The organism is Prauserella marina (genome assembly GCF_002240355.1).
Lineage (GTDB): Bacteria > Actinomycetota > Actinomycetes > Mycobacteriales > Pseudonocardiaceae > Prauserella_A > Prauserella_A marina.
In genome coordinates this window covers 2,004,122-2,028,167 of the sequence record NZ_CP016353.1, presented here as the reverse complement: position 1 = coordinate 2,028,167, position 24,046 = coordinate 2,004,122, and the positions used below count along the sequence as shown (strand labels likewise).

Below are 24,046 nucleotides of genomic sequence, written 5' to 3'. Positions count from 1 at the left end.
ACTGCGAGCAGGCTAAGAGAGCCCGCCCTTCTGCCATGGGCACACACGAACCGGGACGTGAAGATCTCTCGAAGGAGTGAGGGCGATGCACGATGCCGCCCTGCACGGTCACTTTCCGCGCAGGCGCCGTCCCCCACTCGGCCCAGCCTCGGGCACGGCGACCGGATGGACATCGCCCATCGCCGCGCCGAGCACTCCGGCGTAGGGAAGACCGGCCTCGTCGACGGCGAGGATGCGAGGAAGGAACAACGCTGGCCGCCGCGCCGAGATGTCGACGAGGTTCGCATGGCTCGACAACTCGAACAACGTCCGCAGCGCCGCCATCGTCTCGACCCGGTCGGGATCGCAGGCAGGCGAGAGCCCTTCGACGCGGATGTCGAGCCACCTGCCGTCGCCGACCCCGAACGTCACCTTCGCGCGGCCGGGAAACTCGCCGTCCTCGCGCAACTCGGCGACCGCGTCGGCCAGCAGTGCCGCGATCGACGGCAGCGAAGGCGCGCCTTCGAGGTAGTCGCTTCCCGTGATGCACCAGGCCGGTGTGACATAGCTGCTCATAAGCCACCTTTCGAAAGGCCGCACCGGCCACGTCGGACATACCGGAACGACCGGGAGTGGCACGGGCTTTCGAGGACTCGACACGACTCCTTTGGTCAAGACCACCGGGCCCGCGAGACGGCCGCCGGATCGCCATGGGGGACGAACGGGAACCCGAAGGTCACTCGCGCTGTCCGGCGATGACGGCGGCCGGGGTTCAGGGCGGCCGGGTTCTCGTACATGGCACACAGTGGCCGGTCACGCAACAGACATGACCGGAATGCCGTGACCCTATCGCGCAACCGTCACCGGCGCCCGTTTTCGCGGCCCCCTGCATTATTGGATGTGCAATATGCCACCCGGACGAGTGAAGGGCGTCTGGCCAGTGCGAACAGTCGCCCTCACCCACTCACCCGTTGCAGGCGAAATCGACAAGTTGCTGTTCTCAAGCCGAACGAGCGGCCGTTAAACAGTCACCATGCCGCTATCCGACCACCGCGCTCCGGCCAGGGACACGCCGCGCACACCGCGAGTGGAAACCCTCGCGCGGACGTTCGCCGAACTCGCCGACGTCGTCGCCCCCTCCTTCGACGAGCACGATTACGTCCAGCGGGTCGCCCACCGCTGTGGGCAACTGCTCGACATCGACGAAGCCGCCCTCGCGCTCGCCGATCCTCAGCTCAGGATGACCGCGCTCGGCACCTCATCGGAGACGGCGCACGAGTTGATGACGACGCAGGTGCACACACGGCAGGGCCCCTCGGCGGACTGCCTTCGAGGGGCCCGCGCGAGCGGATCGGCCGATCTGCGCGAGGAGCACCGATGGGCCGCCTTCACCACCAATGCGCTCAACGCCGGATTCGTCGCCGTCCACGCGCTCCCGCTCACCTCGCACGGCAGGGCGCTCGGCGTGCTGACCCTCCTGCGGCGCAGGCCGGGCGCGCTGGGACCCACCGACACGATCGTCGCGGCCGCCCTCGCCCAAGCCGCGGCGAGCGCCCTGTTGTCGCAGCGCACTCTCGGTGCGGCACAACGGCTCGCGGGGCAGCTTCAGACCGCGCTCTACACCCGGGTCAACATCGAGCAGGCCAAGGGCCTCATCGCCGCGCACCGGCACAGCGACATGGATGTCGCGTTCGAGGTGCTGCGCGCTCACGCCCGCAGCAGCAGGCGCAGGCTGCACGACGTCGCCAAGGACGTCATCGACAACGCGCCGAGGGTGCGGAATCTGCTGGCCGACGACGAACGAGGCGGCCAGGCGCCCGCCTAGATACACCGAGGTCGGCCTCGCGCGCGCCGACGTGATGACCGGACCGGGATTGCCGCCGGTGAGCGGATCGATCCGGCCCCCTCGGGACTACTCCGCGAACACGGGCACGTCGGCCCATTCGGCTGGCACGGTCGAGGCACCTCCTCGGCGGCTGGAAAGGTTCACGGAGCCCCCGGACAGGGGGAGGGCACCGGGGGCCCCGTGGCGGGGCCGGCCCTGGTGGGTAGCCGGCCCCGCGGTAGCTCGCCCCCACTCGAACTAGCCATTCTAGAGAATGAACCAGCGGTTTCATCTTGGCAATAGTCCATTCGTGTCAGCCCCGCGCCGTGACACGCACGGTGACGTCCGTCCCCTCCCGGAATACTCAGCCCTGCTAAGGAAGTTGGCGCTTACGTAGACAGGGCAGCGAATCTGGGGGCAACGTGAGCGTCGAGCAAGCACCGGCGGACGGCGAACTGGCGACCCGCGCGGGCGCGGCGACCATGTCACCCACAAGAGCCAAGACCGTCCGGTTCGCGTTGATCCTCGGCGGGCTGACCGCCTTCGGCCCACTCGCCGTCGACATGTACCTGCCCGCGCTGCCTGCCATGGCGACCGACCTGGCCAGCAGCGACTCGGCACTCCAGCTGACCCTCGCCGCCTTCGTCGTCGGAATGGGCGTGGGCCAACTGGTCGCCGGCCCACTGTCGGACGCCTTCGGCCGCCGCACGCCACTACTCGTCGGCGTCGTCGTGTTCGCGCTGGCCTCCGTGTTGTGCGCGATCGCCCCCTCGGCCGAACTGCTCATCGGCGCGAGGGTGGTGCAGGCGCTCGGCGCTTCGGCCGGGGTCGTGATCGCGAGAGCGGCGGTGCGCGATCTGTTCTCCGGCATCGCCATGGCCCGGTTCTTCTCCGCGCTCATGCTGGTCACCGGACTCGCCCCCATCCTGGCTCCGGTACTCGGCGGGCAGATCCTCAACTGGACGTCGTGGAGGGGCATCTTCGCGGTGCTGACCGGTTTCGGCGTGCTGCTGCTCGTGGTCACCGCTTTCGCGCTTCCCGAATCACTTCCCGCCCACGCGCGCAGGCCAGCCAGGCCATCAGCGGTATTGCGCACCTACGCGGGACTGCTCGGCGACCGCGTCTTCGTCGGATACGCGCTGGCCTGCGGACTCACCTTCGCCGCCATGTTCACCTACATCTCCGGCTCCTCCTTCGTGCTGCAAGGCGCCTACGAGCTGAGCCCCCAGCAATACAGCCTCGTCTTCGCGGCGGGAGGACTCGGGCTGGTCATCGTCGGCCAGCTCAACGGCTGGCTGGTCGGCCGGTTCCCGCAGCGGAGTCTGCTGCTGAGCGGGCTGTTGCTCGGCGTGAGCTCCTCGTCGGTGCTGTTGCTCGCGGCCTCGGCGAACCTCGGGCTCGGCGCGCTGTTGCCGCCGCTGCTGCTGACGATCTCCAGCCTCGGAATGATCATGCCCAACGCGACCTCGCTTGCGCTGGCCGACCACCCGCACAACGCCGGTGCCGCATCCGCGCTACTCGGCGTGTTGCAGTTCCTCATCGGCGGGCTCGTCGCCACCCCGCTCGCCGGGATCGGTGGCGGCACGAGCGCGGTGCCCATGGCCGCCATCATGGCCGGGTTCGGTTTGCTGGGACTGTTGAGCTTCGCCGTACTGGCCCGCCCCACCGCCGCGGCGCCGGTACCGGCCGCCTGAGTCACCGCTTCCGGTAGGTCAGGTGCATGATTCCCGCGGGGCACACCTCGGTGTCGGCCAGTTCGTAGCTCTGGGGCGCGAATTCCGCGTCGAAAAGAGAGATTCCCGCACCGGCCACCACCGGATAGTGCTTGATGATCAGTTCGTCGATCTCGGAACGCAGGGTCGCCGCCAGCCGCGCACCGCCGACGAGCCAGATCTTCTTGCCGGGTTCGGCCTTCAGCTCGCGGATCTTCTCGACCGGATCCGTCGCGACGAGCCGCACGCCGGGGTCGGGGCTTTCGGCCAGCGTCGTCGAGAACACGTAGTGCTTGAGGTGCGAGTAGGCGTTGGTCACGCCCATGTTCAGGCCCAGTTCGTAGGAGCGGCGCCCTTCGACGACCGTGTCGAAGTGCTTGTGCTCGGCACCGGCGATGCCCAGCGCTTCATGCGCCTGCGTGGGAACGATCTCGGGGAAGTCGGCGAGCAGCTTCGGCAGATACTCGGGCGGTGGCGCCATGAGCCCGGTGCCGCTTGGATCGGATCGGTCGGGCGCGGCGATGAAGCCGTCGATCGTCATGGCAACGCAGTAGGTCAGCTTTCGCAAGGTGTGTCTCCCGGATTAGAACCACTTGGTTTGTAGTGCTTCGACTGTAGTACTATGACCGCAGTGGTTGTCAACCGGCGTTGTGGAGCGAGATCCCGTGCGAAACCCTGAACGACGAACCGCCCTTGTCGACGCGGCCATCGAAGTACTGGCCAGAGATGGCGCGCGCGGGCTGACCTTTCGCGCGGTCGATACCGAGGCCGCGGTACCCAACGGCACCGCATCGAACTACTTCGCCAACCGGGACGACCTGCTCAACCAGGTCGGCGCGCACATTCACCTGCGCCTCGCGGTCGATCCCTCGAAAGTCGCGACGACGAGCGAGCTTCCGTCATCGCGGGAACGGCTCACCGAGTTGATGCAGGCTTTGTTCCAGCACATCTCCGGCGACCGCACGGGCTGGCTGGCGCTGGTGGAACTGCGCATGGAAGCCACCCGCCGGCCCGAGCTCAGGGCCGCGCTGACGAGCACCCTTCGCGACAACCTGAACCTGAACGTCGAAGGTCACCGGGCCTCCGGCCTGCCAGGCGACGACATGACGACCGTGCTGCTCTACTACGCGATGACGGGCCTCATCCTTGAGCATCTGACGGTCCCCGACGCGCTGACCGGCTACGACGAGAACGACCTGATCGCGACCTTCGTGACCCGCGCGCTCGCCCACTGACCCGCTCAGCCGATAGCCGACAGATCGCCGTGTTTCAGCGTCTCGGCTTCGACCTCGGCCCGTCCCTCGACCAGAGCCTGCAACGCGCCGAGCGCGGCCCGCAGCGGAAGCGTGTCCTGCTCGACGACGGTCACCTCGGCGCCGTGGGCTCGCGCCGCGGCGGCGGCCTCGGTGCCGATCCAGCCGGCGCCCACGATCACCACCTTGCCCGCCCGCTCGAACGCCGAGCGCAGCGCGAGCGAATCGTCGAGGCTTCGCAACGTGTGCAGCGACGGCAGCTCCCCTCCCGGCACGGGCAGTGTCCTCGGCCGCGAGCCCGTCGCCAGCAGCAGCCGGTCGTAGCGGTGCCGCTCGCCGTTCTCGTCGGTGACCAGCCGTCCGCCGAGTTCGATCCTGGTCGCGCTCAGCCCGGCGCGCAGATCGATGTCGTTCTCGGCGTAGAAGTTTTCCCCGCGGACCCAGTCCGGTTCGTCCACGTTGCCGAGCAGCAGGCCCTTGGACAGTGGCGGAAGTTCATACGGCCGGTGCGGATCGGTTCCCAGGACCAGCACCTCGCCCTGGTAACCGCGGCCGCGCAAACTCGCCGCGGCCCCGGCCCCGGCAAGCCCGCCACCGACGATGACGATTCGCTTCGGCTCCGACATCGCGATCCCTCCACTCCACTGTGATATGCGACACCGAACGCTACAGCGACCGGCACGTAACAGCAGCCCTTGAAGAACAGATACAGCTATTTCGGGAAATCGCGTCATGACCGCACCACCGGCGCCGTCGCACAGTCGCAGGTGGCAAACATCGGACGAGGAGCGGTCGACGTGGCTGTGCGCGACGAATGGGCGATTTCCTGCAGAGATCTCGCCGGACGACGACGAGAACTGACCGTGTTCGTGAGCAGTGACCGGGTAGTGCTGATCGCGCCGCCAGGCGAGGCGGCCGTGCTCGCCCCGCTCGACGTCGGCAGGCTGCGGGCCGCGTTGCGCGACGCCGTGGTGCAGGTCGCCGCGACCCATGGCGGCAGGGCGATCGACGACGGCTGAATCCCGCCGCTTGGTCCATTGTGGAGCAACGGCGCGCGAGAGGGACCATCGCTCGCGTTGCGGATAGGCTCGTCGGCCATGAGCCAGTCAACATGGGACGCCGTCGACGCCTACTTCGCCGATCACCTCATTCCCACCGATCCCGCGCTGGACGCCGCATTGGCCACCAGCGAGCAGGCGGGACTTCCCGCCATCGCCGTCTCCGCCGGCCAAGGCAAGCTGCTCAACCTGCTGACCAGGATCGCGGGAGCGAGTTCCGTTCTGGAAATCGGCACCCTCGGCGGATACAGCACCATCTGGCTCGGCAAGGCACTGCCCGCGGGCGGCACGCTGGTGAGCCTGGAATCCGACGCCAAACACGCCGAGGTCGCGCGAGGCAACGTCGCTCGCGCCGGGCTGGCCGACGTCGTCGACATCAGAGTGGGCCCCGCGCTGGACACGCTCCCCGGCCTGCGCGATCTCGCGCCCTTCGACCTGGTGTTCATCGACGCCGACAAGCCGAACAATCCGCACTACCTCAACTGGGCGCTCGAACTGACCGGCATCGGCAGCGTGATCATCGTCGACAATGTCGTGCGCGGCGGCTCCGTCGCCGACTCCGGCAGCACCGATGCCGCCGTGCGCGGGGTTCGCGAACTGACCGAGCTGATCGAGAACGAGCCGCGTCTCGACGCCACCGCGCTGCAAACCGTGGGCAGCAAGGGCTACGACGGATTCGCCATCGCACTGGTCACCGGTTGAGCGACTGTTTCAGGTGAGAAAACCGCGCAGTAACGACGCGGTGCCCTCGACGTGCTCGGCCATGGCCGCTCGCGCCGAGGGCGGATCACCGGCCAGTATCGCCTCCACCACCGCGCCGTGCTGCGCGTTCGAATGATCGAGGTTGGGTTCGAGCAGCGGGATCTCGTCGAGCAACCCGTTGACCCGCATACGCACGTCGGCGACGGCCGAGGTCAGCGAGGCCGAACCGGTGACCTCGGCGATCGCGAGGTGCAGGCGGGAATCCCTGCGCCGGTATTCGGCGACGCCCGCCGCGTTCGCCTCGGCGAGCGTCGCCGAAAGGTGCCGCCGGTCGGCTTGCGACAACGAACGGGCCGCGGCCAGTTCGGCGGCACCGGTTTCCAGCACGAACCGCAGGCTGAGCGTGTCCTCGACGGGCGCGGTGGGTGCCGCGCCCGCTCGCGGCTCGGGAAGACACTCCTTCACGAACGTCCCGCCATAGCGTCCTCGCCGCGATTCGACGTAACCCGCGTCGGCAAGCGCCCTGATGGCCTCACGCAAGGTCACCCTGCTGACGCCGAGCCGCTCCGCCAATTCCCGTTCGGCGGGCAGCCGCTCCCCGGCGCCGACGACGCCGAGCCGCACGGCTTGCAGCAGCCGCTCCACGGTCTCCTCGAAGGCATTACCGGTGCGAACGGGGCGGAACAACGCCTCTCCGGCGCTGACTCCGCCCCGCACGGCGAATTCGGCATCCCTGCCTGACCGGGCCTTCACCGTTCCTCCTCGCGGTCGGCACTACCCGCGAGTGTAGATCGGGTTCAGCCGAGCCCCGCGTACATCGGGTGCTTGGCGGCGAGCAACTCGACCCGCGAGGCCAGTTCCCCGCGCACCGTCTCGTCGAACTCCGGTCGCAGTGCACCGGCGATGATGTCGGCGACCTCGGTGAAGTCGTCGTCGCCGAAGCCACGGGTGGCCAGCGCGGGCGTGCCGATCCGGAGACCGGAGGTGACCATCGGCGGCCGGGGGTCGAAGGGCACCGCGTTGCGGTTGACCGTGATCCCGACCTCGTGCAACCGGTCCTCCGCCTGCTTGCCGTCCAATGTGGACCCGACTAGGTCGACAAGGACCAGATGCACATCGGTGCCGCCAGTGAGCACCCGCACGCCCGCCGCGACACAGTCGGGGTGGCTCAGCCGCGCGGCGAGGATCTTCGCGCCGTCGAGCACCCGCTGCTGCCGCTGCCGGAACTCCTCGCTCGCCGCGATCTTGAGCGCCACTGCCTTGCCCGCGATGACGTGTTCGAGCGGACCGCCCTGCTGGCCGGGGAACACCGCAGAGTTGATCTTCTTCGCCAGCTTGTCGTCGTTGCACAACACGATGCCGCCGCGCGGGCCGCCCAGTGTCTTGTGCGTCGTCGTCGTGACGACATCGGCGTAGGGAACGGGATTGGGGTGCAGCCCGGCCGCGACCAGCCCCGCGAAGTGCGCCATGTCGACCATCAGCTTCGCCTCGGCCGCGTCGGCGATGCGCCGGAACTCCGCGAAGTCGAGCTGCCTCGGATACGCCGACCAGCCCGCGATGATCAGCTTCGGCTTGTGTTCCAAAGCGAGCCGTTCGACCTCGGCCATGTCGACCCTGCCGCTCTCCTTGTCGACGTGGTAGGCCACGACGTTGTAGAGCTTGCCGGAGAAGTTGAGCCGCATACCGTGCGTCAGGTGCCCGCCGTGGGCGAGGTCGAGACCGAGAATCGTGTCGCCGGGCTGCAACAACGACACCATCGCCGCCGCGTTGGCCTGCGCGCCCGAATGCGGCTGCACGTTCGCGTGCGCCGCGCCGAACAACGACTTCGCGCGCTCGATCGCCAGCGTCTCGATGACGTCGACGTGCTCACAGCCACCGTAGTAACGCCTGCCGGGGTAGCCCTCGGCGTACTTGTTGGTGAGCACAGAGCCCTGAGCTTCGAGCACTCCGAGTGGAGCGAAGTTCTCCGATGCGATCATCTCAAGCGTGTTGCGCTGGCGGTCCAGTTCCGCGGCGACGGCCGAGGCGACCTCGGGGTCCACTGTGGACAGGTCGGCGTCGAAAGAACTCATTGTCAGTCCTCCTGGATCAGTGCGGCGTATGCGGTGGAATCCAGCAACTGGCGCGTGTCCTCGGTGCGTACCCTCAGCAGCCAGCCCGCTTCGTAGGGGTCGGAGTTGAGTAGTTCCGGGTTGTCCACAACGGCCTGATTGATCTCGGTGACCTCACCGTCGAGCGGCGCGAACAGCTCGCTGACCGATTTCGTCGACTCGATCTCGCCACACACGGTGCCCGCCTCGACCTTGTCCCCCGCCGAAGGCAGCTCGACGAACACGACGTCACCGAGCGCCTCAGCCGCGAAGGCGGTGATGCCGATGGTGACTACGTCACCTTCCCTGCTGATCCACTCGTGTTCCTTGGTGTAGCTCAGGTCTTCCGGGATGCTCATGGCCGCCTTCCTGCGGTCGGTGTCTGCGGTGGGACTGCTCGTCGGCGCGGCGGGAGTTCAGGGACGCCGCTGGTAGAACGGCAACGATACGACCTCGACCGGCTCGGTCCTCCCCCGGATGTCCGCGGCGAGCGCGGTACCCGGTTCGGCGAGCGCGGGCGGCAGGTAGGCCATCGCGATGGGGTAGCCCAGCGTCGGCGAGAGCGCCCCGCTCGTGACGACACCGACCGGCTCGCCGTCACTGAGCACCTGGTAGCCGTGCCTCGGAGCGCGACGGCCGCTGCCCTTCAGCCCGGCCAGTACCCGCTCCGGCTCGCGGCGCTTCTCCAATGCTGCCCTGCCGACGAAGTCGCCGTCCTTGTCGAACTTCACGATCCTGCCGAGCCCCGCGGCGAACGGCGACTCGTCCGCGCTGAGTTCGTTGCCGTACAACGGCATTCCGGCTTCGAGCCGGAGGGTGTCCCTGCAAGCGAGCCCCGCCGGCAGCAGGCCGCTCCCCTCACCGGCATCGGTGAGCAGCAGCCACACCGCCTCGGCGTGCTCGGCGGGGACGTAGAGCTCGAACCCGTCTTCGCCGGTGTAACCGGTGCGGGCGAGCAATACGCGCTGACCGTCCACTGTGGCCGGTGTGCTCGCGTAGTACCTGAGCGAGGCGAGATCGGCTCCGGTGACCGCGCCGACGATCCCGGCCGACGCGGGTCCCTGGACCGCGATCAGCGCGGTCTCGGCTCCCCTGTCGGTGACCGTCGTGTCGAAGCCCCTTGCCCTCGCGGTCAACTCGGCCAGCACGACATCGGCGTTGCCCGCGTTGGCGACGACGAGGAACCGCTCTGGCTCCAGCCGGTACACCACGAGGTCGTCGAGCACCCCGCCGCCGTCGTCGCACATCATGGTGTAGCGGGCCCTGCCCGGCTTGACGGCTGACAGCTTGCCGACGAACGCATAGTCGAGCGCGTCGGCCGAACCGGGCCCGGTCAGTTCGATCTCGCCCATGTGCGAGAGGTCGAACAGCCCCGCCGCCTCGCGTACGGCGCGATGCTCGGCCAGCTCGCTGGAATACCGCACGGGCATCGACCAGCCCGCGAAGTCGGTGAAGGAAGCTCCGAGGTGTTCGTGCACCTCGTGCAGCGGAGTTCTCATGTGTCAGCCCTCATACGATGCGACAGGCGGGCACGAGCAGACGAGATTGCGGTCCCCGTAGGCACCCTCGATCCGCCGCACCGGCGACCAGTACTTGCCCTTGGGTTCGGTGGCACCCGGATACACGGCAAGTGCCCGATCGTAGGGCAGGTCCCACTCGCCCGCGAGCTGCTCGGCCGTGTGCGGGGCGCCCCGCAGCGGACTGCGCTCGACCGGCCAGCGGCCCGTGGCGACGTCGTCGATTTCCCTGCGGATGGCGATCATCGCGGCGCAGAACCGGTCGATCTCGGCAAGGTCCTCGCTCTCGGTCGGCTCGACCATGAGCGTTCCCGCGACAGGGAAGGACATCGTCGGAGCGTGGAAACCGTAGTCGATGAGCCGCTTCGCGACGTCCTCGACGGTGACCCCGGTCTGTTTGGTCAGCCCGCGCAGATCCAGGATGCACTCGTGGGCGACGAGCCCGTGCTGTCCGGTATAGAGCACGGGAAAATGCGGGGCCAGCCGCGCTGCCACGTAGTTGGCCGCCAGTACCGCGACCTGCGTGGCCCTGCTCAGTCCCTCCGCTCCCATCATCCGCACGTAGGCCCACGAGATGGGCAGGATGGATGCCGAACCGTAGGGGGCCGCGGAGATCGGGCCGACCCCGGTCTCCGGTCCCGCCTCCGGCGCGAGCGGATGGTTGGGCAGGTAGGGCGCGAGGTGCGCACGCACCGCGACGGGACCGACGCCGGGTCCGCCTCCACCATGCGGGATGCAGAAAGTCTTGTGCAGGTTGAGATGCGAGACGTCGCCGCCGAACTCGCCCGGCTTGGCGAACCCGAGCAGCGCGTTGAGATTGGCCCCGTCGACGTAGACCTGTCCTCCGCCGCCGTGCACGATCTCGGCGAGCTCGGCGATGCCGGTCTCGTAGACCCCGTGCGTGGAGGGATAGGTCACCATGATCGCCGCGAGTGTCCCGGCGTGAGTCTCCACTTTGGACCGCAGATCGGCGAGGTCGACGTCGCCATCGGCCGTGCAGGCCACGACGACGACCCGCATCCCGGCCAGCACGGCGGAGGCGGCGTTGGTTCCGTGCGCCGACGACGGGATCAGGCACACGTCGCGTTCCGGCTGCCCGTTGGCCCTGTGGTAGGCGCGGATGGCGAGCAGACCGGCCAGTTCGCCCTGGCTGCCCGCGTTGGGTTGCAGCGAGACCTCGTCGTATCCGGTGACCTCGGTCAGCCAATCGCTGAGCTGGCCGATGAGCGCGTGGTATCCGGCCGCGTCCTCCTTGGGTGCGAAGGGGTGAATGCCCGCGAATTCCGGCCAGGTCAGCGCTTCCATCTCGGTGGTGGCGTTGAGTTTCATCGTGCACGACCCGAGCGGGATCATCCCCCGGTCGAGCGCGTAGTCGAGATCCGACAGCCCGCGAAGGTAGCGCAGCATCGCGGTCTCGGACCGGTGCGCGTGGAACACGGGGTGGGTCAGGTAGTCGTCGCGCCGCGCCAGCCCCTCCGGTAGCGCCGTCAGCCTCTCGGCGGCGGAAGCCGTGACCCCGAAGGCCCGCAGCACCTTGTCCAGCACGGCGGGGGTGGTCGTCTCGTCGCAGGCGATTCGCACCCGGTCGGCACCGGCGAGGCCGAGGTTGACCCCGTCCTCGCGCGCGGCGGCGACCACACCGGCGGCCCCGCCGGGGACCTTCGCCACCACGGTGTCGAAAAAGTGCGTGCCCTCGACCTCGACACCGCCCTCGCGCAGCGCAGCGGCGAGCCCGGCCGCGTGAGCGTGCACCCGCCGCGCGATGCGGGCGAGCCCGTCAGGGCCGTGGTACACGGCGTACATCGAGGCGATCACGGCAAGCAGCACCTGCGCGGTACAGATGTTGCTGGTCGCCTTCTCCCTGCGGATGTGCTGCTCGCGGGTCTGCAAGGCGAGCCGGTATGCCTGCTTGCCACCCGCGTCGACGGAGACACCGACCAGCCGCCCCGGCAGCGAACGTTCGAGCCCCGAGCGCACGGCGAGGTAGCCCGCGTGCGGGCCGCCGTAGCCAAGCGGCACGCCGAAGCGCTGGGTGTTGCCCGCCGCGACGTCGGCGCCGAACTCGCCAGGCGAGCTCAGCAACGTCAGCGCGAGCAGGTCGGCCGCCACGCAGTACAGCGCGCCCGCCGCCTTGGCCTTCTCCCCGATCCCGGTGTAGAAAGCGGGCTCGCGCAGCACACCCGAGGTTCCCGGGTACTGCACGACGACCCCGAAGAACTCGCCGGGAAGCCCCTCCGCTTCGAGATCACGCACCTCGACGTCGATGCCGACGGCCTCGGCCCGCGTGCGCACGACGGCGATGGTCTGCGGAAGGCACTCGGCGTCGAGCACGACGGTGCGGGACGCCGCCTTGGACACCCTGCGCATCAGCAGTACGGCCTCGGCGACGGCGGTGCCCTCGTCGAGCATCGAAGCACCCGCCGTGGCCAGCCCGGTCAGGTCGGCGACCATCGTCTGGAAGTTCAGCAGCGCCTCAAGCCTGCCCTGGGAGATCTCCGGCTGGTATGGCGTGTAGGCGGTGTACCACGCGGGGTTTTCCAGCACGTTGCGCTTGATCACGGCCGGAGTGACCGTGTCGTAGTAGCCGAGCCCGATCATCTGCGTGCGCACGGTGTTGCGGCTCGCCAGCTCGCGCAGCTCCGCGATGGCCTCGGTCTCCGAGGCGGGCTCGGGAAGGGCGAGGGCGCCGGAGGTGCGGATCGCCGTCGGCACCGCGGCGGCGACGAGCGCGTCGAGGCTGCCGTAACCACACTCGGCGAGCATCTTGGCCTGCTCGTGCTCGCCTGGCCCGATGTGCCGCGCGGCGAACGGCTCTGGCGCGTTGGGGGACGGAATGTGGGGCGGCGAACTGGACGACATCGGGAGCTCCCTTCTCACGCACGCACGGAATACCCGCTCGCGCTGGAACTCCCCCTCTGTCATGGCACCTGAGAGTTTCACCGTGCGTACACACGGCTTTCACCTTGGGTGAGGCTCCATGGAGCCTGCTTTCCAGAGTGGCCTTGCCGCAGGCGGTAAGCGGTACCTGAGAGATTCTGGGGAGTTTGCTCCTTCGGTGCCCCGCCGACTACACGGAGGCTCTCCCGCCCCGGCTCGAACAGCCTCGATTTTCAGTTATACCGGAGTAACGTACGCGCCCGCGATCCCGCCGTCCACCAGGAACTCGGCAGCCGTGACGAAGGACGCGTCGTCGCTCGCGAGGAACGCGACCGCCCCCGCGATCTCCTCGGGAAGGGCGAATCTGCCCATGGGAACGTGCACGAGCCTGCGGGCGGCCCGCTCCGGATCCTTCGCGAACAGCTCCTCAAGCAGCGGGGTGTTGACCGGTCCTGGGCACAGCGCGTTCACCCTGATGCCCTCCCTCGCGAACTGCACGCCCAGCTCGCGCGTCATCGACAGCACCCCGCCCTTGGACGCGGTGTAGGAGATCTGCGACGTCGCCGCCCCCATGACGGCCACGAACGAGGCCGTGTTGATGATCGAACCCTTGCCCTGTTTTCGCATGTGCGGGATGGCGTACTTGCAGCACAGATACACCGAGGTCAGGTTCACCTCCTGCACCTTGCGCCACGCGTCGAGTCCGGTCGTGAGGATCGAGTCGTCCTCCGGCGGCGAGATGCCCGCGTTGTTGAAAGCGACGTCGAGTGAGCCGAACCGCTCGACCGTCGTCGCGAACAGCGCCTCGACCTCACTCTCCACCGTGACGTCGGTGCGCACGAAGGCGCCGCCGACCTCGTCGGCCACCGCGGTACCCGCCTCGGTGTCGACGTCGGCGACGACGATCTTCGCGCCTTCGGCGGCCAGTCTCCTCGCCGAGGCGAGCCCGATACCACTGGCTCCTCCGGTGATCACGGCGACGCGGCCGGCGAGCCGTTCGGTCATGGTCATGCCCCTCCCTGCTGTTCGGTGCTATTCGGTACTGATGAAGACGTTCTTGGTGTCGGTGAACGAGGTGATCGCGTCGGGTCCCAGTTCCCTGCCGAGTCCCGACTGCTTGAACCCGCCGAAGGGGGTCCAGTACCGCACGGAGGCGTGTGAGTTGACCGAGAGGTTGCCCGCCTCGACGGCCCGTGAGACCCGCAGCGCCCTCCCGACGTCGGAGGTCCACAGCGAACCGGAAAGGCCGTAACGGGTGTCGTTGGCGATGGCGATCGCGTCGGCCTCGTCCTCGAAGGGCACGACCGCGACGATCGGCCCGAAGACCTCGTCGGTCAGCAGCGGATCGCTCGCCGAAACGGGCAGCACCACGGTCGGCGGGAACCAGAACCCCGCGCCGCCGGGAGCGTGCCCCTCGAAGGCGATCCGCGACCGGTCGGGAAGATAGGAGGCGACCTTGCGCCGGTGCTCCTCGGAGATCAGCGGGCCCATTTCGGTGTCCTGTCCTGCCGGATCACCGACCACGACACCCTTCACGGCGGGTTCGAGCAGTTCGAGAAACCGGTCGAAGACGCTCGACTGCACCAGGATTCTCGATCGGGCACAGCAGTCCTGGCCCGCGTTGTCGAACACGCCGTATGGCGCGGTCGCCGCCGCCTTCTCCAGGTCGGCGTCGGCGAAGACGATGTTGGCGTTCTTGCCACCGAGTTCCAGGGTGAGTCGCTTGACCTGATCGGCGCAACCCGCCATGACCCGCTTGCCGACCTTTACCGAACCCGTGAAGACGATCTTGCGAACGTCCGGGTGTTCGACGAGGCGCGTGCCCACCACCTCGCCGCTGCCAGGCAGGACCTGGAAGACACCGGGCGGGATACCCGCTTGTCCGGCGAGTTCGGCCAGCCGCAGCGCGGTGAGCGGCGTCAGCTCGGCCGGTTTGAGCACCACCGGGTTACCCGCCGCGAGCGCGGGCGCGAAGCCCCACGCCGCGATCGGCATCGGGAAGTTCCACGGCACGATCACGCCGACGACCCCGAGCGGTTCGTGAAAGGTCACGTTGAGCCCGCCGGACACGGGAATCTGCCTGCCACTCAACCGTTCCGGCGCCGCGGCGTAGTAGTGCAGTACGTCGCGGACGTTGCCCGCTTCCCACCTCGCGTTGCCGATGGGATGCCCGGCGTTGGCCACCTCCAGCGCGGCAAGCCGCTCGATGTCGCCGTCGACGGCCTCGGCGAACCGGCGCAGCAACCGCGCCCTGTCCCCCGGCGCGACGGCCCGCCACGCGGGAAAAGCGGCCCGTGCCCTCGCGACCGCCTCGTCGGTCTGCTCCCTCGACGCGAGCGCGACCGACGTCATGGCCTGCCCCGTCGCCGGGTTGACGAGATCGATCGTGCGCTCGTTCGTCATGATCGGGCAGCCTCCACCAATCCCGCGAACAGCCGCACATCGGCGCTGTCCTGTTCCGGATGCCATTGCACACCGACCACGAATCGTTCGCCTGGCGATTCGAGTGCCTCGACGGTGCCGTCCCCGGCCAAGCCGACCGGGACCAGGCCCTCCCCCAGCCGGTCCACCGCCTGGTGGTGATAGCAGTGCACCCCGCCGCGGCGCCCCAGCAGCGCGGCCACCCTGCTGCCCTCGGTCAGCACGATCTCGGTGCCGCCGTACTCCCCGGGCGCCGGCTGGTGACCCCGGTGCCCGACCAGCTCAGGAAGATGCTGGCGCAGCGTCCCTCCACACGCGACGTTGAGCACCTGCATTCCCCTGCACACGCCGAGTACCGGTGTGCCGTACTCGGCGGCGGCCCTCAGCATCGCGAACTCGGTGGCGTCGCGGTCCGGTCTGGACACGGTCTCGGCATGGGCGGGCTCGCCGTATCCGGCCGGGTCGACGTCGGCGCCGCCAGCGAGCACCACACCGTCCACAGCGGACACCGCCCGGCGCTGGTCGGCCCCGGAGGGGGGCAGTAGCACCGGAACCCCGCCCGCGTCGGAAACGCAGCGCACGTAACTCCACGGCAGCAGCGCGGCCTCGGTGTTCCACACTCCCCACGACGCCGGTTCGTGGTAGCAGGAAATCCCGATGACGGGCTTGTCACAGGCGTTCGAAACCACGCACGCGCTCCCAATCGGTCACCGCCGCGTCGAAGGCCGCGAGTTCGACCCGCGCGGCGTTGACATAGTGCTCGACCACCTCGGCGCCGAACGCCTCGCGCGCGACCTCGCTGGAGGCGAACAACGTCGCCGCCTCACGCAGGGTCGCTGGAACGGTGGGCTTTCCCGACGTGTAGGCATTGCCGGTCAGCTCGGGTTCGAGCGGTAACTCGTGCTCGATACCGTGCAGCCCGGCTGCGATGAGCGCCGCCACCGCGAGATACGGATTCACGTCGCCACCGGGAACCCGGTTTTCCACCCGCAGCGAATCGCCGTGGCCGACCACCCGCAGCGCGCAGGTGCGGTTGTCCGTTCCCCACGCGACCGAGGTCGGCGCGAAACTGCCTGGCACGAACCGCTTGTAGGAGTTGATGTTCGGCGCGAACAGGTAGGTCAGTTCCCGCAGGCAGGCGAGCTGCCCGGCGAGGAAACTCTCCATGAGCGGCGAGAACCCGCCCGCACCGTCACCGGCGAGCACCGGGTCACCGCCACGGGAACGGAGGCTGATGTGGATGTGGCAGGAATTGCCCTCACGTTCGTCGTACTTGGCCATGAAGGTGAGGCTCTTGCCCTCCATGGCCGCGATCTCCTTGGCCCCGGTCTTGTAGACACTGTGATTGTCGCACGTGGACAGTGCGTCGGTGAACCGGAAAGCGATCTCGTGCTGGCCGGGGTTGCATTCGCCCTTCGCCGACTCCACGTAGAGTCCCGCGCCGGACATGGCATTGCGGATACGGCGCAGCAGGGGCTCCACCCGTGCCGTTCCGAGCATCGAATAGTCCACATTGTATTGATTGGCCGGAGCCAGGTCGCGGTAGCCCGATTCCCACGCCTGCTCGTAGGAGTCGTCGAAGACGATGAACTCCAGCTCGGTGCCGACATAGGCGAGGAGGTCGTGCCCGGCGAGCCGGTCGAGTTGCCCGCGCAGGATCTGCCTCGGCGACACCGGAATCGCTCCCCCGCCGACGCGCTCCACATCGCACTGCACCATGACCGTCGCCTCGTGCCATGGCACCAGGCGCAGGGTGGACAAATCGGGACGCAGCACGCAGTCGCCGTAGCCACGCTCCCACGACGACATCCGGTAACCGGAGACGGTGTTCATGTCGACGTCCACGGCGAGCAGATAGTCGCACGCCTCGGTGGCGTGCTCGACGACCTCGTTGAGGAAATAGTCGGCAGCGCAGCGCTTGCCCTGGAGCCTGCCCTGCATGTCGGTCATGGCCACGAGCACAGTGTCGATCGTGCCCGCACGGACGAGTTCACGCAGCTTGTCGAGCGTGAGCATGCCTTCACTGTTGCGCATCGGGCCACTCTTCCCCATCGCCGAAGGACGTTCAACGGGCCGCACTCGGTAAAAGGTACGAAAACAGACCTTTGATCGTGTTTCTATCCCGTAGCGAGTTCGCCGTCAACCCTTGACAAGGCTAGCGAGGTGCACAACTCTCGGCTCACTCAAAGGACTGGCGTACTACCCATTGCAGCGACATGTGGGAGGCCCGCGGTGCCCGAGCACGTCGAGTACAACCAGGTCGACGAGAACTACCTCCATCAGCGGCAACTCAAGCGCGGCGCGGCGGGCTGGCTGCTGCTCGCCGGACTCGGCGTCTCCTACGTGATCTCCGGCGACTTCGCGGGCTGGAACTTCGGCCTAGCCGAAGGCGGCTGGGGCGGGCTGCTCATCGCCACCGTGCTCATGGCCGTCATGTACGGCTGCATGGTGTTCGGGCTGGCCGAAATGTCCTCGGCCATGCCGGTCGCCGGAGCGGGCTACGGCTTCGCCCGCAGGGCACTGGGCCCGCTCGGCGGCTTCGCCACCGGGATCGCCATCCTCATCGAATACGCGATCGCGCCGGCCGCCATCGCGACGTTCATCGGTGGCTACATCGAAACTCTGGGCCTTTTCGGGCTCACCAACAGCTGGCCCGTTTTCCTCGCCTGCTACGTCATCTTCATCGGCATCCACCTCTACGGCGTCGGTGAGGCGCTGCGGCTCATGTTCGGCATCACCGCGATCGCCGTGGTCGCGCTCGTGGCCTTCGTCGTGGGCATGATCCCGAAGGTGTCATTCGCCAACCTCTTCGACATCGTCCCCGACACCACGGCCGCGGGAGCGAGCGATTTCCTGCCATTCGGCATCGCGGGCGCCATGGCGGCGCTCGTGTACGGGATCTGGTTCTTCCTTGCCATCGAAGGGGTTCCGCTGGCCGCCGAGGAGGCGCGCGATCCGAAGAAGGACATGCCAAAGGGCATCATCGCGGGCATGGGCGCGCTCGTGGTGTTCGCCGCGCTGATCCTCGTCGTCGCTCCCGGTGCGGCGGGTTCCAGCGCCATCGCCAACTCGGACAACCCGCTGCCCGCGGCGGTCCGCGCCGCCTACGGCGGCGACAACTTCCTCGCCCAGCTCGTCAACTACGTGGGGCTCGCGGGCCTGGTAGCCAGCTTCTTCTCGATCATGTACGCGTATTCGCGGCAGTTGTTCGCGCTGTCCAGAGCCGGGTATCTTCCCCGCTGGCTGTCGAAGACCGGTTCCCGTAAGACTCCCTATCTCGCGCTGATCGTGCCGGGAACGATCGGGTTCGTGCTCGCGGCTGCCACCCGAGACGGCGCGTTGCTGATCAACATCGCGGTCTTCGGTGCCACCGTGTCCTATGTGCTGCTCAATCTCTCGCACATCGTGCTGCGCATCAGGGAACCGCGACTGGAACGTCCTTACCGCACGCCGGGTGGCATCGCCACGACGAGCGTCGCGCTGGTCCTCGCCGTCGCCGCCGTGATCGCGACGTTCATCGTCGACATGGTCGCCGCCGCGATCACAGCGGCGATCTTCGTCGCCGCGCTGGGCTACTTCTGGTTCTACAGCAGGCACCGGCTCGTCGCGGCGGCGCCGGAGGAGGAATTCGCCGCCGTGCGCATGGCCGAGCACGACCTCGACCGCGAGTAGCGGTCAGGCTAGCGGGTTGCGGAACCAACGTGTCGCCGCGGGCAGCCCGGCGACCGCACGCAGCGCCCGCACATACGGTGACCAGCGCGCGGGCTCCGCGATCGTCCCGGTGACGGCCAATTCCGCCAGGTCGAGGCAGTCCTCGATCAGCGCGTCGTGCAGCGGAAGCCACACCAGTGGCGCGGTGATCGAGGCCGGGAACCTCGGCCGCAGTACCAACAGGTGCGTCAAGCGCGTCACGTCCGCCGACAGTGAATGGACCGCGAACTCGTGAAAGCCGTCGAACCCGCGGGGCGCGCTGAACCGGAACCGCACCTGAGCACCGGGCGTGCAGGACTCGACGCGGTAGCGAATCGGGCCGTGGCCGCCCTCGGCTCCGGCGCCGAGCGGACCGGACAGTCGCATCTTCGGCCACGCATGCGAAGGCCACAGCATGTCCTGGCTGCCGGACAGCGAATCGATCAACTCCCCGACCTGCTGCCGCGGGGCAGCCAGTACGCGTACGTGCAGGTTGTCGATCCGTCGCATGGCGGTGTGCCTCTCTCCGGAAACCCTCTCGGCGAAACTCGTTCTAGAGAGTACTCTCTAGAATTATGGGACGACCGCCGCGCCACACGAGCGACGACCTGCTCGACGCGGCCGTGCGCCTTGTCGCGGCGCATGGCGCACGAGCGGTGACGATGTCGGCGCTTGCCCGCGAAGCAGGCGCACCCAGCGGATCGGTCTATCACCGGTTCGCCGACCGGCCCGCGCTACTCGCCGCGCTGTGGCTGAGGACGGTGCGACGGTTCCATACCGGCTACCTCGCCGCGCTCGCGGGTGAGCCGCCGGTCGAGAGTGCCATCGCCGCGGTTGAGACGGGCGTGCGGTGGTGTGCAAGGAATCCCGGCGAGGCACTGGTGCTCAACGCCGGAAGAACCGCGTTCGACCACACGTCGTGGTCGGCTATGGACACCGCGGCCGCCGCCCGTACCGACGCCGAATTGCGCAGCGCGCTGCGCGCGGCGTGCCGCCGGTTGCGGCAACACACCGGCCGCGACACCGAGGAATTGCTGCTCGTCCTCATCGACCTGCCCCTCGCCGCCATCCGCAGACACATCGAAGCGGGCAAGCCGGTGCGCGAGAACACCGTCGGCGTCGTGGTCCGCGCGGCGCGACTCCTGCTCAACGCGAAGGGAAACGACCATGAACGAGCTGAATGAGCCGGCCCGGTCTCCTGTGGACACCGCGACGATCGACGCGTGGATGCAGCAGCCGACGGAACGGTTCATGCGGCAGCGCTGGCTCGAATCCTTGCGGCGCTGGGGAACCGCGCCGGACACCGCGCCCGCGCTGGAGGCGACACTCGCCGCGATGGACGAGGCCGGGGTCGCGAAAGGACTGTTGTCGGCGTGGCATGGCCCCACCGGTTCACTGATCTCCAACGAGGAGGTGGCCGAGATCGTCGAGGCGCATCCAGGCCGTTTCTCCGGGATCGCCACCGTCGACCTCACCGACCCGATGGGCGCGGTGCGCGACATCCGGCATTGGGTCGGCGAGCGGGGTTTCGTCGGGGTCAGGGTGATGCCGTGGTTGTGGAATCTGCCGCCGAACGACCGCAGGTACTACCCGGTGTATGTCGCGTGCGTCGAACTCGGAGTCCCGTTCTGTACCCAAATCGGGCACACCGGTCCGCTGTGCCCCTCCGAGCCGGGCCGGCCCATTCCCTACCTCGACGAGGTATTGCTCGATTTCCCCGAACTCACCGTCGTCGGCGGTCACGTCGGGTACCCGTGGATGGCGGAGGTTCTTTCGCTCGCGAGAAAGTATCCCGGTTTCCATGTCGACACGTCGGCTTATGCACTGCATCGACTGCCACCGGAACTCGCCGAATTCGCCCGAGGCGGGGGAAGAGGCAAGGTGCTCTTCGGCAGCAACTACCCGATGCTCACTCCGGCCGCCTGCCTCGAAGGGCTCCCCTCACTCGGTCTCGACGACGAGGCGCGCGCGTTGTTCCTGCACGGCAACGCGCGCCGCGTATTCGGTGTGTGACCTCAGCGCAGTTCGTCGAGCAATTCCCGCACCGCGACCCGGCCGGCACGGTTGGCGCCGATGGTGCTCGCCGAGGGCCCGTAGCCGATCAGGTGCAGACGTGGCTCGTCGGCCACCCGCGTGCCGCCGCCGGAAATGCGGATCCCGCCGCCGGGCCCCCGTAGCCGCAGCGGCGCGAGGTGGTCCAGTGCGGCCCGGAACCCCGTCGCCCAGAGGATCACGTCGGCCCGCCGCTCGGTCCCGTCGGCCCAGCGGATCCCGTGCGGGGTGAGCGTGCTGAACATGGGAAGGCGGTGCAGTACCCCTGCCTCGCGGGCGGCGCGGACCTCGGGGGTCAGCATCAGCCCGGTCACGCTCACCACGCTGCCTGGTGGCCGTCCCTCGCGAACCCTGCGGTCGACCTTCGCCACCACCTCGCGCCCGTATTCAGGCGTGAAGTCCTCGTGGCGGAACACCGGTGGCCTGCGGGTGACCCAGGTCGTTCCGGCGGCCGACGGCGCGATCTCAAGCAGTTGCTGCACGGCGGAGGAACCACCGCCGACCACGACGACGTGCCGTCCCGAGAACTCCGCGGCGCCCTGGTAGTCGGCCGTGTGCAACTGACGTCCCTCGAACAACTCCTGGCCGGGGTAGCGGGGCCAGAACGGTTTGTCCCAGGTGCCCGTCGCGTTGAGGATGCCTCTGGTGAGCCACGATTCCGTGGTGCTCTCGACGAGGAACCAGCCGGGGTCGGGTGCGTGGCGCACCGAAAGGACGTCGACGGGGCGGCGCACGGGCAGGTCGAAGGCGCGCTCGTAGCGGTCGAAGTAGGCGGACACCACGTCGGCGGCGGGAAGGTCTCCTTCGGCCGGACCGAGTGACATGCCGGGCAGGTCGTGGATCCCGTGAGCTTTGCTCAGCCGCAACGATGGCCACCGGTATTGCCACGCGCCGCCCGCGCGCTTGCCGTGATCGAGCACGACGAAGCCGGACGCACCGGTCAGGCCCGCCTTGAGCAGGTGGTATGCGGCCGAAAGGCCCGCTTGCCCCGCCCCGATGACCACGACCTCGGTCACGTGATCGGCTCCGGCCCGTTGCCGTGCCTCATTGGCGGCGGCTGGGATGGCCGGGGTGGCCGTCGTGGGTGGGGCTGGGGTGGCCCGAGCTGTGGCTGGGGTGGCTGGAGCGGGCGGGGTGGTGGTGGCCTGAGCGGCCGCTGTGGTGCCTATGATGGCCGGGGCAGTGGTGGATATAGCAGTGGTTGCCGGGGCGGTGACTGGAGCCAGGACTGCCGACGATCGCGTTGCAACCAGGGTGGCGCCAGTGGCCGAGTCGCGTTCTCGCGTTTCCGTGGTCGTCACGTCCAGTGCAACAGTGCCGCCATGCCGCCCCTTCCCGGATGGCCGTGAATCGGGCCGACCGTGGCCAGCCCCACGTATGGCGGAGGCACCAAGCAGCCGAGATCCGTGCCCCGGGTCGGCGAGTCCCCTGGCCCACACTCGCGAGTCCCCCGCCCAGGTCACCGACAGCCGCACTCGGGTCGGCGAGATCCGCACTCAGGTCGCCGAAAGCCGCACCCAGGTCGCCGAAAGCCGCACCCAGGTCGCCGAGATCCGCACCCAGGTCGCCGAGATCCGCACTCGGGTCGCCGAAACCCGCATCCGGGCCATCGAGATGCCCGTTGGGGCGACTGGACCGCTCGCCACGGCCATCGGCAAGCCTGGTCGCTCGCCGAGGAACCGACGCACGTGGTGGTCAGTCGACTCGACGCTTCGGGCGAGCACTACAGCCGTTCGCGGCGGCACATGCCCGTTCGCGGCGGCACATGCCGACGCGTCAACTCGCCGGTGTCACACGATCTGAGGAGCGAGCGGGCACCAGGCACCGGCGCAGAACTCGGCCGACCTGGACGCAGAACTCGACGGGCTGGACGCGGAACTCGGCTGGCTTGGGTGCGGAACTCGACGACCCGAGCGCGGATCTCGACGACCTGGGTGCGGAACTCGGCGGCCTGAGTGCGGAACTCGACGGGCTGGGTGCGGAACTCGGCTGGCTTGGTGGTTAGCGGCGGCGGAGGGCCCGGACTATCGCCAGCACCGCGAACAGCGCCGCGAGCCCGGCGACCACCGGCGCCAACCGCTTGGCAACCGAGGCACCCGCATAGTCGAACAGGTCGATCGCCTCGGCTTCCTTGACCGACTTCACGCTCTCCAGCTTCGGTTTCTCGGGCTCCGGCTCCCGCGCGCCCGCAGCGCCCGTCCGCGCTCCCGCACCACCGGCAGCCGCGTCCGCGGCCGAGCCAGCACCAGAACCCGCGCCAGCACCAGCACCGGTACCAGCTCCGGCTCCGGCTCCGGCTCCGGCTCCAGCTCCGGCGGCCTTACCCGCACCCGACGCCCCGGCCGCTCCACCAGCACCGGAAGCTCCAGCACCGCCAGAGTCACCAGCGGAGTCACCGTCCGCTCCCGTGAGCATGTCGGCGAGGTTGCCTGCGAAGGTGTCGAGGATCTTGCCACCGACCTCGGAGATCATGCCGCGCCCGAACTGGGCTGGCCTGCCGGTGACGTTGAGGTCCGTCGCGACGGTTCCCTTGGTCGAATCACCCTGGGCCGTGAGCGTCACGGTGACCGTCGCCGCGGCGGTGCCCGCCCCTCGCGCGTCCTTTCCGGAAGCCTTGATGACGATCTTGCGCGCGGCCTCGTCCTTCTCAAGAAACTCACCGGATCCCTTGTACAGCAACGATACCGGCCCCAGCTTGACCTTCACCGTGCCTTTGAAGGTGTCGCCGTCCACCGCCGTCAGCGTCGCTCCCGGCATGCAGGGCGCGACCTTTTCGGGTTCCAGCACCGCCTTCCACACCTCGTCGATGGGCGCCGGGACGGTGAACTCGTGGTCGAGCCGCACGGGCCGACCTCCTTTCTGCGTGGCCG

At 68.6% G+C, this 24,046-nt stretch carries 25 protein-coding genes and 1 riboswitch; of the genes, 9 read left to right on the top strand and 16 right to left on the bottom strand.

What is annotated here, in order from left to right:
- Positions 1-108 precede the first annotated feature (108 nt).
- On the bottom strand, positions 109-555 hold the full coding sequence (locus BAY61_RS32815; protein ID WP_170140055.1) for a hypothetical protein: 447 nt from the start codon (positions 553-555) through the stop codon (positions 109-111).
- Positions 556-1,012: 457 nt separating this feature from the next.
- Between BAY61_RS32815 and BAY61_RS09390 the strand changes: the two genes are divergently transcribed.
- Entirely contained in the window at positions 1,013-1,804 is a 792-nt protein-coding gene (locus tag BAY61_RS09390) for a GAF and ANTAR domain-containing protein (protein WP_091795151.1), read from the top strand.
- A 482-nt stretch (positions 1,805-2,286) separates the two neighbouring features.
- The gene (locus BAY61_RS09385; protein ID WP_091798531.1) at positions 2,287-3,498 is read left to right on the top strand and encodes a multidrug effflux MFS transporter; all 1,212 of its coding nucleotides are present in this window, start codon (positions 2,287-2,289) and stop codon (positions 3,496-3,498) included.
- Position 3,499: 1 nt separating this feature from the next.
- Here the strand turns inward: BAY61_RS09385 and BAY61_RS09380 are convergent, their stop codons facing one another.
- Complete coding sequence (locus BAY61_RS09380) at positions 3,500-4,084, bottom strand: dihydrofolate reductase family protein (RefSeq protein WP_091795148.1); 585 nt, start codon at positions 4,082-4,084, stop codon at positions 3,500-3,502.
- Positions 4,085-4,181: 97 nt separating this feature from the next.
- Between BAY61_RS09380 and BAY61_RS09375 the strand changes: the two genes are divergently transcribed.
- Positions 4,182-4,751: a TetR/AcrR family transcriptional regulator gene (locus BAY61_RS09375; RefSeq protein ID WP_091795145.1), complete on the top strand. Its 570-nt coding sequence runs from the start codon at positions 4,182-4,184 to the stop codon at positions 4,749-4,751.
- 5 nt (positions 4,752-4,756) lie between these two features.
- On the opposite strand, the gene BAY61_RS09370 is transcribed toward BAY61_RS09375, so the two are convergent.
- The gene (locus BAY61_RS09370) at positions 4,757-5,395 is read right to left on the bottom strand and encodes an FAD-dependent oxidoreductase (protein WP_091795142.1); all 639 of its coding nucleotides are present in this window, start codon (positions 5,393-5,395) and stop codon (positions 4,757-4,759) included.
- A gap of 171 nt (positions 5,396-5,566) precedes the next feature.
- Between BAY61_RS09370 and BAY61_RS09365 the strand changes: the two genes are divergently transcribed.
- Together BAY61_RS09365 and BAY61_RS09360 are read left to right on the top strand one after the other, a co-directional pair.
- Positions 5,567-5,788, top strand: coding sequence for a hypothetical protein (locus BAY61_RS09365; protein WP_091798528.1), 222 nt, complete (start codon positions 5,567-5,569; stop codon positions 5,786-5,788).
- A 78-nt stretch (positions 5,789-5,866) separates the two neighbouring features.
- Positions 5,867-6,529: an O-methyltransferase gene (locus BAY61_RS09360; protein ID WP_091795139.1), complete on the top strand. Its 663-nt coding sequence runs from the start codon at positions 5,867-5,869 to the stop codon at positions 6,527-6,529.
- Between the two features lie 9 nt (positions 6,530-6,538).
- Here BAY61_RS09360 and BAY61_RS09355 read toward each other — a convergent pair whose 3' ends face one another.
- The 9 genes from BAY61_RS09355 to BAY61_RS09315 all read right to left on the bottom strand — a co-directional run bounded on the left by BAY61_RS09355 (position 6,539) and on the right by BAY61_RS09315 (position 17,468).
- Positions 6,539-7,282: a FadR/GntR family transcriptional regulator gene (locus BAY61_RS09355; protein WP_256327921.1), complete on the bottom strand. Its 744-nt coding sequence runs from the start codon at positions 7,280-7,282 to the stop codon at positions 6,539-6,541.
- Positions 7,283-7,326: 44 nt separating this feature from the next.
- The gene (gene glyA / locus BAY61_RS09350) at positions 7,327-8,601 is read right to left on the bottom strand and encodes a serine hydroxymethyltransferase (RefSeq protein ID WP_091795136.1); all 1,275 of its coding nucleotides are present in this window, start codon (positions 8,599-8,601) and stop codon (positions 7,327-7,329) included.
- 2 nt (positions 8,602-8,603) lie between these two features.
- On the bottom strand, positions 8,604-8,978 hold the full coding sequence (gcvH, locus tag BAY61_RS09345) for a glycine cleavage system protein GcvH (RefSeq protein WP_091795133.1): 375 nt from the start codon (positions 8,976-8,978) through the stop codon (positions 8,604-8,606).
- Between the two features lie 57 nt (positions 8,979-9,035).
- Complete coding sequence (gene gcvT / locus BAY61_RS09340) at positions 9,036-10,118, bottom strand: glycine cleavage system aminomethyltransferase GcvT (protein ID WP_091795130.1); 1,083 nt, start codon at positions 10,116-10,118, stop codon at positions 9,036-9,038.
- 3 nt (positions 10,119-10,121) lie between these two features.
- Complete coding sequence (gene gcvP, locus BAY61_RS09335; protein WP_091795127.1) at positions 10,122-12,995, bottom strand: aminomethyl-transferring glycine dehydrogenase; 2,874 nt, start codon at positions 12,993-12,995, stop codon at positions 10,122-10,124.
- 46 nt (positions 12,996-13,041) lie between these two features.
- A riboswitch (glycine riboswitch) is annotated at positions 13,042-13,141 on the bottom strand.
- A 109-nt stretch (positions 13,142-13,250) separates the two neighbouring features.
- Complete coding sequence (locus tag BAY61_RS09330; protein WP_091798521.1) at positions 13,251-14,018, bottom strand: 3-oxoacyl-ACP reductase; 768 nt, start codon at positions 14,016-14,018, stop codon at positions 13,251-13,253.
- Positions 14,019-14,045: 27 nt separating this feature from the next.
- Positions 14,046-15,416 (bottom strand): aldehyde dehydrogenase family protein, encoded by a 1,371-nt coding sequence (locus tag BAY61_RS09325; protein WP_091795124.1) that lies wholly within the window; start codon positions 15,414-15,416, stop codon positions 14,046-14,048.
- Positions 15,413-16,123, bottom strand: a complete 711-nt coding sequence (locus BAY61_RS09320) for a gamma-glutamyl-gamma-aminobutyrate hydrolase family protein (RefSeq protein WP_091795121.1) — start codon at positions 16,121-16,123, stop codon at positions 15,413-15,415. The genes BAY61_RS09325 and BAY61_RS09320 overlap by 4 nt, the downstream gene beginning before the upstream one ends.
- The gene (locus BAY61_RS09315; RefSeq protein ID WP_176879465.1) at positions 16,104-17,468 is read right to left on the bottom strand and encodes a glutamine synthetase family protein; all 1,365 of its coding nucleotides are present in this window, start codon (positions 17,466-17,468) and stop codon (positions 16,104-16,106) included. Before BAY61_RS09315 ends, BAY61_RS09320 begins: the two co-directional genes overlap by 20 nt.
- Before the next feature lie 198 nt (positions 17,469-17,666).
- Between BAY61_RS09315 and eat the strand changes: the two genes are divergently transcribed.
- Positions 17,667-19,106 carry an ethanolamine permease gene (eat, locus tag BAY61_RS09310; protein WP_091795118.1) on the top strand — a complete coding sequence of 480 codons (1,440 nt, stop codon included), beginning with the start codon at positions 17,667-17,669 and terminating at the stop codon, positions 19,104-19,106.
- Between the two features lie 3 nt (positions 19,107-19,109).
- Here the strand turns inward: eat and BAY61_RS09305 are convergent, their stop codons facing one another.
- On the bottom strand, positions 19,110-19,634 hold the full coding sequence (locus tag BAY61_RS09305; RefSeq protein ID WP_091795116.1) for a hypothetical protein: 525 nt from the start codon (positions 19,632-19,634) through the stop codon (positions 19,110-19,112).
- Positions 19,635-19,699: 65 nt separating this feature from the next.
- Here BAY61_RS09305 and BAY61_RS09300 point away from each other — a divergent pair, with 65 nt between their 5' ends.
- Positions 19,700-20,308, top strand: a complete 609-nt coding sequence (locus tag BAY61_RS09300; RefSeq protein WP_091795113.1) for a TetR/AcrR family transcriptional regulator — start codon at positions 19,700-19,702, stop codon at positions 20,306-20,308.
- Positions 20,292-21,137 (top strand): amidohydrolase family protein, encoded by an 846-nt coding sequence (locus BAY61_RS09295; protein WP_185770003.1) that lies wholly within the window; start codon positions 20,292-20,294, stop codon positions 21,135-21,137. The genes BAY61_RS09300 and BAY61_RS09295 overlap by 17 nt, the downstream gene beginning before the upstream one ends.
- Before the next feature lie 2 nt (positions 21,138-21,139).
- Here the strand turns inward: BAY61_RS09295 and BAY61_RS09290 are convergent, their stop codons facing one another.
- Both BAY61_RS09290 and BAY61_RS09285 read right to left on the bottom strand, forming a co-directional pair.
- Positions 21,140-22,192: an NAD(P)-binding domain-containing protein gene (locus BAY61_RS09290; protein ID WP_245865945.1), complete on the bottom strand. Its 1,053-nt coding sequence runs from the start codon at positions 22,190-22,192 to the stop codon at positions 21,140-21,142.
- A 480-nt stretch (positions 22,193-22,672) separates the two neighbouring features.
- Positions 22,673-22,822 (bottom strand): hypothetical protein, encoded by a 150-nt coding sequence (locus BAY61_RS09285; RefSeq protein WP_211323447.1) that lies wholly within the window; start codon positions 22,820-22,822, stop codon positions 22,673-22,675.
- A 119-nt stretch (positions 22,823-22,941) separates the two neighbouring features.
- Between BAY61_RS09285 and BAY61_RS32810 the strand changes: the two genes are divergently transcribed.
- The gene (locus tag BAY61_RS32810; RefSeq protein ID WP_143021304.1) at positions 22,942-23,181 is read left to right on the top strand and encodes a hypothetical protein; all 240 of its coding nucleotides are present in this window, start codon (positions 22,942-22,944) and stop codon (positions 23,179-23,181) included.
- On the opposite strand, the gene BAY61_RS09280 is transcribed toward BAY61_RS32810, so the two are convergent.
- Positions 23,178-24,020 (bottom strand): SRPBCC family protein, encoded by an 843-nt coding sequence (locus BAY61_RS09280; RefSeq protein WP_091795107.1) that lies wholly within the window; start codon positions 24,018-24,020, stop codon positions 23,178-23,180. The two genes, BAY61_RS32810 and BAY61_RS09280, sit on opposite strands and share 4 nt — an antisense overlap.
- Positions 24,021-24,046 lie beyond the last annotated feature (26 nt).

Bases quoted from the DNA above. Each gene is read 5' to 3' on its own strand.
- BAY61_RS32815 (WP_170140055.1), bottom strand. From the start codon at position 555: ATGAGCAGCTATGTCACACCGGCCTGGTGCATCACGGGAAGCGACTAC.
- BAY61_RS09390 (WP_091795151.1), top strand. From the start codon at position 1,013: ATGCCGCTATCCGACCACCGCGCTCCGGCCAGGGACACGCCGCGCACA.
- BAY61_RS09385 (WP_091798531.1), top strand. From the start codon at position 2,287: ATGTCACCCACAAGAGCCAAGACCGTCCGGTTCGCGTTGATCCTCGGC.
- BAY61_RS09370 (WP_091795142.1), bottom strand. From the start codon at position 5,395: ATGTCGGAGCCGAAGCGAATCGTCATCGTCGGTGGCGGGCTTGCCGGG.
- BAY61_RS09360 (WP_091795139.1), top strand. From the start codon at position 5,867: ATGAGCCAGTCAACATGGGACGCCGTCGACGCCTACTTCGCCGATCAC.
- glyA (WP_091795136.1), bottom strand. From the start codon at position 8,601: ATGAGTTCTTTCGACGCCGACCTGTCCACAGTGGACCCCGAGGTCGCC.
- gcvH (WP_091795133.1), bottom strand. From the start codon at position 8,978: ATGAGCATCCCGGAAGACCTGAGCTACACCAAGGAACACGAGTGGATC.
- gcvT (WP_091795130.1), bottom strand. From the start codon at position 10,118: ATGAGAACTCCGCTGCACGAGGTGCACGAACACCTCGGAGCTTCCTTC.
- gcvP (WP_091795127.1), bottom strand. From the start codon at position 12,995: ATGTCGTCCAGTTCGCCGCCCCACATTCCGTCCCCCAACGCGCCAGAG.
- BAY61_RS09330 (WP_091798521.1), bottom strand. From the start codon at position 14,018: ATGACCGAACGGCTCGCCGGCCGCGTCGCCGTGATCACCGGAGGAGCC.
- BAY61_RS09325 (WP_091795124.1), bottom strand. From the start codon at position 15,416: ATGACGAACGAGCGCACGATCGATCTCGTCAACCCGGCGACGGGGCAG.
- BAY61_RS09315 (WP_176879465.1), bottom strand. From the start codon at position 17,468: ATGCGCAACAGTGAAGGCATGCTCACGCTCGACAAGCTGCGTGAACTC.
- BAY61_RS09305 (WP_091795116.1), bottom strand. From the start codon at position 19,634: ATGCGACGGATCGACAACCTGCACGTACGCGTACTGGCTGCCCCGCGG.
- BAY61_RS09300 (WP_091795113.1), top strand. From the start codon at position 19,700: ATGGGACGACCGCCGCGCCACACGAGCGACGACCTGCTCGACGCGGCC.
- BAY61_RS09295 (WP_185770003.1), top strand. From the start codon at position 20,292: ATGAACGAGCTGAATGAGCCGGCCCGGTCTCCTGTGGACACCGCGACG.
- BAY61_RS32810 (WP_143021304.1), top strand. From the start codon at position 22,942: ATGCCGACGCGTCAACTCGCCGGTGTCACACGATCTGAGGAGCGAGCG.